At 63.0% G+C, this 12300-nt stretch carries 11 protein-coding genes; 6 read left to right on the plus strand and 5 right to left on the minus strand.

Features of this window, described 5'->3' with window-relative positions; translation table 11 throughout:
- Positions 1-6: 6 nt before the first annotated feature.
- The 6 genes from ACVFI9_RS02210 to ACVFI9_RS02235 all read left to right on the plus strand — a co-directional run bounded on the left by ACVFI9_RS02210 (position 7) and on the right by ACVFI9_RS02235 (position 5954).
- Positions 7-1161, plus strand: a complete 1155-nt coding sequence (locus tag ACVFI9_RS02210; protein WP_474764407.1) for a saccharopine dehydrogenase family protein — start codon at positions 7-9, stop codon at positions 1159-1161.
- 61 nt (positions 1162-1222) lie between these two features.
- Complete coding sequence (locus ACVFI9_RS02215) at positions 1223-2266, plus strand: 3-keto-5-aminohexanoate cleavage protein (RefSeq protein ID WP_474764408.1); 1044 nt, start codon at positions 1223-1225, stop codon at positions 2264-2266.
- 52 nt (positions 2267-2318) lie between these two features.
- Positions 2319-3302 carry an NADPH:quinone oxidoreductase family protein gene (locus tag ACVFI9_RS02220; protein ID WP_474764409.1) on the plus strand — a complete coding sequence of 328 codons (984 nt, stop codon included), beginning with the start codon at positions 2319-2321 and terminating at the stop codon, positions 3300-3302.
- 22 nt (positions 3303-3324) lie between these two features.
- Entirely contained in the window at positions 3325-4086 is a 762-nt protein-coding gene (locus ACVFI9_RS02225; protein ID WP_474764410.1) for an SDR family NAD(P)-dependent oxidoreductase, read from the plus strand.
- A gap of 58 nt (positions 4087-4144) precedes the next feature.
- A complete protein-coding gene (locus ACVFI9_RS02230) occupies positions 4145-4930 on the plus strand; it encodes an electron transfer flavoprotein subunit beta/FixA family protein (RefSeq protein ID WP_474764411.1) in 786 nt (261 codons plus the stop codon).
- A 28-nt stretch (positions 4931-4958) separates the two neighbouring features.
- Complete coding sequence (locus tag ACVFI9_RS02235; protein ID WP_474764412.1) at positions 4959-5954, plus strand: electron transfer flavoprotein subunit alpha/FixB family protein; 996 nt, start codon at positions 4959-4961, stop codon at positions 5952-5954.
- Positions 5955-6023: 69 nt separating this feature from the next.
- Here the strand turns inward: ACVFI9_RS02235 and ACVFI9_RS02240 are convergent, their stop codons facing one another.
- The 5 genes from ACVFI9_RS02240 to ACVFI9_RS02260 are packed head-to-tail and all read right to left on the minus strand — an operon-like array spanning position 6024 to position 12134.
- Positions 6024-6845, minus strand: coding sequence for an SDR family NAD(P)-dependent oxidoreductase (locus ACVFI9_RS02240; RefSeq protein ID WP_474764413.1), 822 nt, complete (start codon positions 6843-6845; stop codon positions 6024-6026).
- A gap of 53 nt (positions 6846-6898) precedes the next feature.
- Positions 6899-7879 (minus strand): ABC transporter permease, encoded by a 981-nt coding sequence (locus ACVFI9_RS02245; protein ID WP_474764414.1) that lies wholly within the window; start codon positions 7877-7879, stop codon positions 6899-6901.
- Positions 7876-9384, minus strand: a complete 1509-nt coding sequence (locus ACVFI9_RS02250) for a sugar ABC transporter ATP-binding protein (RefSeq protein WP_474764415.1) — start codon at positions 9382-9384, stop codon at positions 7876-7878. The genes ACVFI9_RS02245 and ACVFI9_RS02250 overlap by 4 nt, the downstream gene beginning before the upstream one ends.
- Before the next feature lie 42 nt (positions 9385-9426).
- Positions 9427-10617: a sugar ABC transporter substrate-binding protein gene (locus tag ACVFI9_RS02255; protein ID WP_474764416.1), complete on the minus strand. Its 1191-nt coding sequence runs from the start codon at positions 10615-10617 to the stop codon at positions 9427-9429.
- 44 nt (positions 10618-10661) lie between these two features.
- Positions 10662-12134, minus strand: coding sequence for an APC family permease (locus ACVFI9_RS02260; protein WP_474764417.1), 1473 nt, complete (start codon positions 12132-12134; stop codon positions 10662-10664).
- Positions 12135-12300: the final 166 nt, after the last annotated feature.

Raw genomic sequence — 12300 nt, forward strand, 5'->3', positions numbered from 1 at the left:
ATAGAAGTGTCGAAAAAAACCATTGCGGTCCTGGGCGCGGGCGGCGCCCAAGCATCGGGGGTCCTTCGAGGACTCGGCCGGGCATCGGAAGAGCTGCGGATCCTGTGCTGCGATCGACAGTTCCGCTCGCCTGCCGCCATTCGGGCCGGGGAGCAGGAGGTAGAACTCATCGAGTTCGATCTGATCTCCGAGCCCGCGAAACTCGAGGAGGTGCTTCGCTCGGCTGACCTCGTCGTGAATTGCACCGGACCCTATTACACACTCGGGCCGATCATCCTCGATGCGGCGATCGCCGCGGGGACCGACTACGTGGACATCTGTGATGATGCAGACGCAACGGAGTTGCTTCTCGAGCGCGACGCCGCCGCCAACGAGGCTGGTGTCACCGCGCTCGTCGGCATGGGCTCAGCGCCCGGCACGACGAACGTACTCGTCCGTCTCGCCCTCGACGCGCTACCCGACGGCGATGCATCGGTCGAGATCTCTTGGTGCGTCGACGCGAACGACATGGTCGGCGCGGTTGTTCCGCATTTCGCTCATTCCTTTCGAACCGCGATGCCAGAAGTCGGCACGAACCCGAGCTGGGAGATGCTGGAGCCTCGGAGCGTCAGCTTTCCTGAGCCAATCGGTGAGCAGCTGGTCCTCACTCTGAGCCATCCCGAGGTGCTGACGCTTCCGAGGTTCACCCGCGCGACGAAGGTCGTGAATCGCGGCGGCCTGATCCCCGAGGACTTCACCCATCTCGGATGGGTGCTGTCTCGCCTGCCTGAGAGCGACGATCGGGCCAGAGTCACCGCCGAAGTGTTCGAGACTGTGCGAAATCAGCACGCGAATCGCGAGCCAGTTGGGTCCGGCTTGATCGTCGATGTGCGCGTCGGTACAGAGGGCATCGTCTTCATCTCGGGCGGCACGATGACCCAAGACGACGCGACAGGAACACCGGCGGCCGCTGGTGCGCTCATCGCTCTCGATGGCAACGTTCCCGGTCCTGGCATCGTCTCGCCTGAAGTGCTGAGCCCCTCGGACTTCTTCTCGAGGCTCCGCGATGTTTCGGCCGGCGGCGGCGGCATGACCGCGTACCGCACGCTCAACGGCGAGATTTCGGAACGCGCCCGCATCCGCGATCTGCTGGCGGGCAACGATCTCAAGACCGTCGCCTGAACTCCACACATCCACTCTCGACACCACCGGCGCGCATTGCGCCCTCACGAACGGAGACAACATGACCACCATCGACTGGGAGCGCGTTCAGAACGGCTTCGAGCGCGAGCGCGAGAAGATGATCTGGCGACCGTACGGTATCCCCACGGTGCTCGATCTTGAGCATTCGGCGTTCCATGACGCCCCGATCTCCAAGCCATGGAGCGTGTCTGAGAAGCTCGCCGTATCGGTGGCGATCACCGGTGCCTTCTTCCGTCACGACCAGAACCCTCATCAGCCCATCACACCCGATGAGATCCTCGCCTCGGCACGAGAGGTCGCTGCCAACGGCGCGAGCTCGGTACACATCCACGTACGCGATGATCAGGGCTATAACGCTCTCTCACCCGAGCGGTTCAAGCACGTCATCGAGCCACTGCGGGAGGAGTTCCCCGACCTCGTGGTCGACGGCTGCCTGGTTCCAGCCCTCGCCGGCGAGTGGGAGCTGATGAAGGAGGTGCTCGACGCCCGCCTCCTGCATGCTGCGCCGATCAACGCGACAGCGACATACCTCGGGGACTCGCTGTTCGTGAAGCAGGCACCCGTCATGATGGAGAAGGTTCGCCTGATCAACGAGTCCGGGGCCGTGCCCGAGATCGCGGTGTATACCGACGCCGACGTGTCCAACGCGGACCGTTTCCTGATCAAGAGCGGGCTCATCAAGTCGAAAGCCGTATGGCTCGTGCTCCCCGCGCTTCCGGGTTGCAGTCCGATGGACAACCCCCGGCAGATGATCGAGAGCCTCACGCGCACTGTCGCAGCGATCCGCGATGTCGATCCCGAGGCGTTCATCAATGTCGCGGCCGCCGGCAGGGCGTCCACCTGGCTCGCGACGCTCGCGGCACTCATGGGTCTCCACATCCGGGTCGGCATGGAGGACACCTACTACCTTTGGCCTCACCGCGAGGACCGGATCCAGAGCAACATGCAGGCGTTGGAGATGGGCAAGCTCATCTCGCAGGTAACCGGGCGACCCATTGCGACCCACGAAGAGTATCGGACGATGATCGGCCTGGAAGCCTCCGACGTCTCCAGAGCACCCGTGGCCGCTGGCCAGATTGCATGAGGAACAGTCGAGTCGGCTGCCTGATCCGAAGGAGCGTTGCACATTGCGAGCGGTGACCATTTCGCGGCTCGACGGTCCCGAGGCCTTCGAGGTCGGGCAGCTTGCGCCGCCCGTGCGAGGCGAGAACGAGGTGCTCGTTAAGGTGCACGCCGTCGCGCCGGCATTCCCCGACCTGCTGCTCTCGCGCGGGCAGTACCAAGTCAGGCCCGAACTGCCCTTCAGTCCCGGTTCTGACTTCAGTGGCGTAGTGCTTGAAGTGGGCAACGAATCCGCCTTCGCGCCCGGGCAACGCGTGGCCGGCTGCGTGAGTTACGGAGCTGCGGCCGAGGTGATCTCGGTACCCGGGGAACTCTTGTTCCCTCTGCCAGATTCGCTCGACCTGGAGACCGCAGCTTCAATCCCGATGAATTACCTGACGGCCTATTACGCCCTGATCACGAGAGGTGAGGTCAAAGCCGGCGATTGGATCCTGGTGACCGGGGCCTCGGGCGGGGTCGGATTGGCCACCATCCAAGTGGCGAAGGGCATGGGTTGTCGCGTGATTGCACTGGTTTCGGGTGAGGCCAGGAAGGCAGTCGTCGAAGCCGCGGGAGCTGACTTCAGCGTGCTTCCCGATCACTTGCCCGCCGGCGTGAAGGCGATCACCGATGGCCGTGGAGTCGACGTCGCTGTCGACATGGTCGGAGGAGACGTCACCAACCTGCTTCGCGTGTTGGCTCCGCTCGGACGACTGATGGTCGTCGGATTCGCGTCAGGCGAAATCCCGACTGTGAAGGTCAACCGCCTGTTGCTCAACAACATCGACGTACGTGGCGTGGAATCGGCCCGGATGATCTTCGAGACCACGGAGAGCCAAGCGGCGTGGAAGCACCTCATGCAGATGATCGAGCAAGGCCATGTGCGACCGGTCACGGTCTCGGGCGGCGACTTCGCCGGCTATGGGGGAGCGCTGCAGCGACTCGCTGATCGATCGGTGGTCGGCCGGGTGGTGCTCACTACCGGCGCCGAAACGACCACTGAGCAGTTACATGACTGACCACGGATAGGAGGGAACGAGCATGTCTTTCGAAGACAAGACAGTTGTCGTCACCGGCGGCGGCTCGGGTATGGGCCGCGCAATGGTGAAGGAGTTCGCTGCAAAGGGGGCGAAGGTTGCGGCACTCGACATCAATTTCGCAAACGCACAGGCAGCCGTAGAGGGACTCGACGACGCAGTTGCCGTCCGAGTGGACATCAGCAAACCGGAATCAGTTTCGCAGGCCATCGCGTTCGTCCTTGATTGGGCCGGCCACATCGACGTGCTCTGCAACAACGCGGGTATCATCGATAGTTTTCGCCCGGCGCACGAAATCCCGATCGAGGAGTGGAATCTCAACATCGCCGTGAACCTCACCGGCCCGTTCCTCATGGCGCGCGAGGTCATTCCCATCATGCTCAATCAGGGCAAGGGCGCGATCATCAACACCGCCAGCCTCTCCTCATTCAGTGCAGCGGGCGGCGGGACTGCGTACACTGCCGCCAAGCACGGGGTGCTCGGGCTCACTCGCCAGCTCACCTTCGACTACGGGCGCCGCGGGATTCGCGTCAACGCCATTTGCCCCGGAGCCACCCGCACCGGCCTGACGATGCCGGAAGGCGGCTCCGATACGCTGCCCGACAGCGACGCCGAGATCCTGCGCACACCGGCCGGACGCTGGTGCGAACCCGAGGAAATCGCAAAGCTCGCGGCCTACCTTGCGAGCGACGACGCCGACTTCATTCACGGATCGGCGATGGTCATCGACGGTGGCTGGTTGACGGCGGCTCGCAACCCCATCTGATCAAACACCGCCTCGGCAACCAATGCGGGGCCCGAGAGACCGAAGGGCGGGAGACCCGGTGAAGATCGTGGTGCTGGTGAAGGAAGTCCCGGACACCTCGGACGAGCGAAAGCTCAGTCTCGAGACCGGTCTGGTGGAGCGCCGCGCCTCCGAGTCAGTCACTGATGAGATCTGCGAGCGCGCACTCGAGGTGGCACTGTCGTATGCCGACTCGGCTGAGAATGTAGAGGTATCGGTGCTGATGATGGCTCCGAGTGGGGCTACCGCTGCCATTCGATGTCTCGCGCTCGGGGCCGGCTCGGCCGTGCATGTTGCGGATGACGGGCTCCGCGGCGCGGATCTGCACGATACGGCGAATGTGATCACGACTGCTCTGCGCAACATCGGATTCGACCTCATCATTGCGGGGAACCAGTCCACCGATGGCATGAGCGGTGTGCTGCCGGCCATGATCGCAGAGCTGCTCGACATTCCGTTGCTGGCGAATCTTGCAAGCGTCGCGATCGAATCGGAACGCGTCTCAGGTACCCGGGTCTCGGACAGCGCAACCCTCCAAGTGATGGCAACGTTGCCCGCCATCGTTTCGGTAACTGAACGACTGCCCGATGCCCGATACCCGAGCTTCACGGGCATCACCGCTGCGAGGAAGAAGCCGCGCGAAACGCTCACGCTCGCGGATCTGGGCATCATCCTCCAGGATTCCAGCGTGCCGCGTGTCATCATGACCGGTGTAGCCGAGGGACCACAGCGAGCCGGCGGCGTGAAGCTCTTCGCCGAAACGGGGCGAGAAGGCGCTGTGGCTACCGAGTTTGCCGCGTTCTTGTTGAAGCGCCAGTTGGCCTGACGTGCAGTTCTGCCGAGGGAGAGAAAACGTGAACGGTGCTGACTCAATTCTCGTGCTGCTGGACCTCGCCCCCGACGGGAGCTTAGCGAAATCATCGGCCGAATTGCTCGGGGCTGCGGCACAGGTCGGACCTCCGACAGCGCTCGTCGTTGGTGACCGAGCCGCAGCCGAGGCGGCCTCAGCGCTGGGCGCGTGTTCGGTTCTTCATGTGGATCGCACCGGGAGTGGCTCTAGGTACGGAAATGCGGTGGGCGGCGAGGTCGTCGATGCGCTCATAGCGTCGGCGGCGCTGGTGCAGCCCGAAGCGACCCTCGTATCGCACTCGGTCGAGGGTCGGGAGAGTGCTGCGAGGTTCGCGGTGCGAACCGGCTCGCCGCTGATTGTGGATGCCGTGGCGGTGGGCCGGGATGCGCTCGGTGTCATTGCCCACAACACGGCCTTCGGCGGTGCATACCGGGTGGACACCGCGTCAACGTCTGGCGCACCGGTCATCACCATACGTCCGGGCATCAGCGATGCGCGGGCTGAGCCGTGCCCTGTGAATGTGATTCCGCTTGAACCGGCCCCGTCGGGCAGACGCGTCGGCGAGGTGGTGTCCATCAGCGCGCTCCCCGAGGGCGGCGAACGCCCCGAATTGCGGTGGGCGAAGAAGGTGGTCTCCGGGGGATTCGGCCTGGGTGAGAAGGAGAACTTCCAGCTCGTCGAGCAGTTCGCCGACGCGCTGGGTGCCGCGGTTGGGGCCTCGCGGGTCATCGTCGACGCCGGCTGGGTGCCACAGTCGTATCAAGTAGGACAGACCGGAGTGCAGGTGGCCCCGGAGCTGTACGTCGCGCTCGGAATCTCCGGGGCGAGCCAGCACCTGGCAGGTATGCAGTCGTCTCAGACGATCGTCGCCATCAATAGCGACCCCGAAGCGCCCATCTTCGACGTCGCGGACTTCGGCATAGTCGGCGATCTGTTTCTTATTGTGCCTGAGGTCCTATCGGAGCTTGCGAAGCTGAGGCGTCCAGACCAGCCCGACTAGCGGGTCGTATGTCGGTCCGTCCGTACTTCGCAGGAAGGGCGTGCGCTGGTCGCGCACGCCCTTCTGCTGTCATGAGCCGAGCGGGATAGCGGGCTCGGGGAGCGTCTCGTAGATATAGAGGTTGGAGGTCACACCGCCGTCTACGACCAAGTCGATGCCGGAAACCGCCGATGCATCATCGGACGCGAGGAACGCGACCGCGGCCGCGATCTCCTCCGGCTCGACGACGCGGCGCAGCGGGACCCTCGAGAAGTCGTTCAGCATGTGGCGGAGTACGTTCGGGGTGGACGTCTTGTGCAGCATGTCGGTATTCACGAATCCGGGAGCGACCGTATTCACGCGAACGCCGAGCGGAGCAAGCTCGAGCGTCATCGCTCGTGCAAGTGCCGAGACCGCCGCCTTGCTGGCGTTGTACGCCGGGTAGGGGCCGTCTGCGCCGAAGGCATCGACGGATGAGATGTGCACGATTGATCCCTTGCCGGACCGGACCATGTGTCGCGCCGCTCCCCGCGACATGACGAACGTGCCGATCACGTTGGTTTCAAACGTATTGCGGAACGCCTCTGATGTGGATTCAAGGAAGGGAGGCTCGTCGAAAATCGCAGCGTTGTTGACGAGCACGTCGATGCTTCCTCGTTGCTCCGCCACAGAATCGACGAGCCCGTCGACCTCGGCCTCGGCGGAGATGTCCACCGTGGCAATCTCCGAGCCGGCACCGGCCGCGGAGATCTTGGCGGCCGTCTCCTGGAGTGGAGCGAGCGTTCTACCGACCAACGTGACGTGAGCTCCTTCGGCGGCGAGCCGGAGTGCAATTGAGCGGCCGATCCCCTGGCCCGCTCCAGTCACGATAGCGTTGCGTCCTTTCAGGCGAGGCGCGGCGTTCGATTGCATAGTGTTCCCTGCTCCTGTGCTGTCGATGGATGGACTTCTTTGTAACGACTGGTTCAGGAGGCCCTGGTTCGCTTCCGAACGACGACTTCGAATGATACGGCGGCGATCAGCACGAGACCCTTGATCAGATCCTGGGCAGGGGACGGCAGCGCCAGCGAGGAGAACAGGTTGTTCATCGTGGCAAGGATCCCGACCCCGATAGCCGTTCGCCACATCGCGCCAGTTCCGCCGTACAGCGACGTACCGCCGAGAACGACCGCGGTGATCGCGTCCAATGCGACGCTCGGAGCCTGGCTGGAATCGCCCACGGAGAGCTTCGAGGCGAGAATCACGGCGGCGAATGATGCGAGGAATCCGGTGATGACGTAGGAGGCGATGGTGATGCGATCGACCGGAAGTCCAGCGAGACGTGCTGCTTCCCGATTCCCACCGGTGGCGTAGAGCTGACGGCCGTACGTCGACCTGGCGAGTGCCAGCCCACCGATGAGGAAGAGTACGACGACGACGAGAAACGAGATTGAGACAGGCCCGATGCGTCCGGCGCCGAGCAGGTTGAACTGCGGGCTCGCAGGAACGATGATCGGGCGCATCCCGGATACCAGAGCTGCGGCACCAAGGAAGATCGACGCACTCGCCAATGTGGCGATGAACGCATTCACCTGGAGCTTGGTAATCACCAGGCCGTTGAACACGCCCGCAAGAAGGCCGATCAGCAGGGCGATGAGGATCGCTGCGATAACGGGCAGCCCGGCCATGTACAGCATCGCGTAGGCGACCGAGCTCATCCCGAAGGTGCCGGCGACCGAGAGGTCGAATCCGCCGCCGATGATCACCAGCGTCATGCCGATCGCGATGATCGCCATGCTCGCATTCTGCGTGATCGTGTTCTGGAGGTTCATGGGGCTCAGGAATGTGGGGTAGGAGATCTGCGCTGCGACGACGAGGACGAGGAGCAGGATCACCATCCCGTACTTCATCGCCAGTTGCGAGACCTTCTTTCCGGTCCCCGGTGCTTGGATTGCACTAGTTGTCATGAGTCCTGTCCTATTCCGAAGGCGAGTTTCAGGATGTCGTCCTGAGTCGGGCGGGAGCTGGCGTTCAGCTGCCCGGCGATCCGCCCCTGCCTGAGGACGTAGATGCGGTCACTGACTGCTGCCACTTCCTCGAGGTCACTGGAAACGAAGACGACGCCCATTCCTGCATCCGCCATCTCCCGGAGCATGTGCATGATCTGGCCCTTTGCGCCGATATCGACTCCGCGGGTCGATTCATCTGCGAGAAGCAGTTTTGGGGAGCGCAACCCCCACCGCGCGAACAAGATTTTCTGTTGGTTCCCGCCGGAGAGGTGACCGACCGGAAGCCCGAGCAGACGTGCGGGAATTCCGAACCGCTCGGCCATCCGATCGACGAGGCGACGGACTGAGGGGCCGTGTATCCAACCCAGACGGGAGACCTGCCGAAGATCACCCACGATGATGTTGTCGGTTGAGGAGCGTTCGAGTGCCAACCCGTCGGACTTGCGCTCCTCGGGAATGTAACCGACGCCCAAGTGCCAAGCTTGTCTCGGGTTCTCGGGAGGGGCGACCACTCGATCACCGATCGTAAGGGTGCCGCTGCGGACGGGCTGAGCACCGGCGAGTGCGCGGAGGAGCGTCGAACGTCCTGAACCGACCAGCCCGCCAATGCCGACGATTTCGCCTCTGTTGACGGTGATGCTGACGTCGACCAGTCTCCCGACATTGAGATCAGTCACTTCGAGGAGTGGTTCGCGATCCACGGTGCTGGCGGTCACGGAGTGCGTGCTCGCTGCGTACGCCAACTGAGCGGCCTCCTCGCCGAGCATCGCCTGGACGAGCGAGGTCTCCGACCACTGTTCGACCGGCGCCTTCCGGATCAACTCGCCGTTACGGAACACGGTGACGGTGTCTGAGATCGAGAGCACTTCGTCGAGGTAGTGGCTGACGAAGATGACGGTGACCCCGCTGTCGCGCAGTTCGCGAATGGTGTTGAAGAGCGAGGTCCGCTCGTCAGGTGCCAGAACGGCGGTCGGCTCATCCAGCAGGAGAATCCGGCTATCCAGCGCCAGCCCGCGCATGATCTCGAGCATCTGTTGGTTCGCCAGCGACAGTGAGCCGACCCGGGTTCCGGGGTCGATCTGCACGCGAAGCCTGGCACACAGCTCGAGATACCGCGGCTTCAGCCGCTCCCAGTCCACGAATCCGAAGGGTGAGCCGAGTTGCCCGATGAAGACGTTCTCGATAGCGGTCATCTCGGGGAAGAGCGAGAGCTCCTGGTATACCGTGGCGACGCCGGCCTCAGTCGCCGAGCGAGCGTCCAGTCCGCGCTGGAACTCACGGCTCAGTACCGAGAAGCTGCCCTCGCTCGGGATGATACGGCCAGAGAGCAAGCCGAGGCAGGTGGATTTCCCCGCACCGTTCTGCCCGACGAGTGCGTGAATGCGTCCAGGTTCGAACTCGACCTCGAGCCCGCGCAGGGCGTAGAAGCTTCCGTATGTCTTGCTGACATTCGCGAACTTCACAGCGGCGCCCGTCGCGGGCCCAAGAGTCTCCTCCATATTTCGTCAGTACTCGAATGGGAAGTCGTTCACGCTGCCCTGATCGATGACGACATTCGACTGCGTACTCGTCGGTTGGTCGCCTCTTCCGCACTCGCTGAGTACGAGCTTCGGCACCGTCTCGCCTCCGAACGCCGAGCTCAGAATGTCCACGCTGCATGCTCCGGTGGTGTACGGGAAGTAGGGCACGCTCGCGGTGACCTTGCCATCCACGATCGGCTGCTTGACGGTCTGATCGCCACCCAAGTCGTAGACGACCACCTCGTCGCGGTTCGCATCCGCGAGCGCACTCAGTACACCGATCGTGATCGTGGAGAAGTGGGAGAGGATGACCTGCGTATCGGGGTGAGTGACCAGGGCGTTCTGCGTTTCCTTGAGGGCTGAATCACCCGAATAGTCGGCGTAGTACACATCGAGCAATTCGAAGTTCGGGTTCTCGGCGGCGGCGTTTCGAACAGCCTCCTCAGCTGCGATGACGACGTCCTGAGCACTGGGACCAGCGATGTAGACGACCTTGGTGGGCTGGGTGACCTGTGAGCTCACGAAATCCGCCCACAATTGGTAGTACTCGACGGTTCCGCCGCCCATGATGGTGCTGACCGAGCCAGGAGCGACTAGATCCATGCCCGTCGCCAGCGTCTTTCCGCAGAGCGGTGTGATCACGGGGACGACTGCGATGTCGGCTGCGGGCGCATCTACGGTGAGGGCGTTACACACCGTTGCGCCCTCCGCCGCATACACCACGAAGGCGTTGAACTTGCCGCCTTCGATGGCATTCTCGATCTGGGAGAGCTGCTTGTTGGCATCCCACCCGGCCTCGAACTGGGTGACCTTGGCTCCAAGCTCCTTCGCCATGTCCTCCACGCCCTTGGACATCGCCTGGGTATAAGTCGTGTTCATTGCGGCGTTGAAGAATGCGATGTTCAGTTCGTCCGGCGTGGTGATGCTCAGCTCTGCATCGCCGAGATCGAGCGAGAGCGAGCCGTCATTCAACGACGCTGCGGTCTGGCCAAGGTCGGATGCCCGCCAGTTCAGCGTTGACCGGATGTCGTTCCGATTCTGATCTCGATCCGCCTCGCCGGCGGTGGAGTCGACCGTGGCGCATCCGGAGGCGGCGAGCACGAGAGCGAGTGCGAACGTGACACTCGAACCGATCCTTCGCATTGTGCTGCGGTATTGCACTGCATTGGACTGCATAGAAAGCTCCTGTGGGGTGTTGGATTTACAGAGTCGCGGCGTTCTCACTCACTCGCGGGGTCGCGGTCGTATCCGCCGATTCGGGCGTACTGAGCGGGGCGACGAGACTTCAGAATCGGAGCGACGATCAGGCCCGCGATCAGGGGCACCGCGAGAAGCAAGAGCAGCCAGTCGAGCTCGCCTTCAGCGCCGCCGACTACGAGTTCGAAATTCGTCAGCGCATAGATGGTGAGGGCCAGGAGGAAGACGGTGGAGATTAGCGGGGCGATCAGCGTCTTCCAGACGTTCTCGCCGGGTTCCTTGGGATTGCGTCGGAACCAGACGAGCACCGCGACGCTCACCAACACCATCAGGATGATGATGCCCGTGCTGCCGAGGCCGGCCATCGCTGCATAGGTGAAGCCGGGGTCGCTGCCGATGATTGTGAAAGCCACTACGACGATCGCGCCAATGATGGTGCTCGCCAGTGAGGCGCGATACGGGGAGCGGAACCTGGGGTGCACGGCCCCCAAGAACTTCGGCAGGCCACTGTCAGTACCCAGATTGAAGATGTAGCGCGTCGAGGCGTTGTGGATGGAAAGCAGGGATGCAATGAGGGCAGTGATCAGGAGGAGGTTGACCACGTCTGCAAACCAAGCACCGATGAACTGCGTCGCACCCATCGTGAACATCTCGGCGAGGTTCCCGTTCGCGACCTCCTGCGCGTTCGCACCGAACGCGGACGCCAGCATCCACACCGAGAACACGTAGAGACCACCGATGAGGAGCACCGAGATGTAGGTCGCGCGGGGGATGGTGCGGTCGGGGTCCTTGACTTCGTCCCGGTAGAGCACCGTGGCTTCGAACCCGATGAACACGAGAATTGCGAAGAGGAAGCCCACCCAGGCTTCGGCGCCGGTGAACTCGGCCACATTGAACGAGCCGAGCTGGAGACCCTCCGATCCTCCCTGGAACAGTACGGCGAGGTCGAAGATGAGAACCAGCACGACCTCGAGCACCATGACCCAGACCAATACCCTGACCGAGACGTCGATGTTGAAGTAGCCGAGCACGCCGATCAGGACCAGGCACACGAGGGACCCCGCCCACCAAGCGATCTCAGTTCCGATGAATCGTGCGACGAGGCCTTGGATCACGATGCCGGCGAAGCAGTACACCCCGATCAGGATGGCCAGATAGGAGAGGGTCGCCACGTACGCGCTCCCGAGTCCGGCAGGCCGGCCGAGACCGGTGGTGATGTAGGCGTAGTAGGCGCCCGGCCGGCGCATGCGGCGGGTCATGGCCATGTAGCCAACCGTGAAGATCAGCAGGGCGCCGGTGATGACCACGAAGGCAAGGGGTGCTGTAATCCCGTTGACGCCGATGGTCAGCGAAAAGTAGCCGGCCATGGAAACCAAGGGCGAGGAGAACGCGAGAACCGCGAGCACCAGCTTGAACGTGTTCATGTGTCCGGACAAGCGCTCGGGGGCCCGCTGGACCGTGCCCCCCGCCTGAGAGGGGGCAGCCGTTTCGGTCATTTCTTCACCTTTCGTGTGTTCGCCATTGAATGCACGTTAAGTAGTTACTTAACATCAATTCATTTTCTGTGTCAAGTTGTTTTGGCCGGCTTCATCGGCAAAGGGACAGAGGCAGCCGGATCTCTTGCCGCTTGCCAGCCGAACGAGACTGGCGCGCTCAGCTCTG

This window comes from Agromyces sp. NSFZ (genome assembly GCF_056156205.1).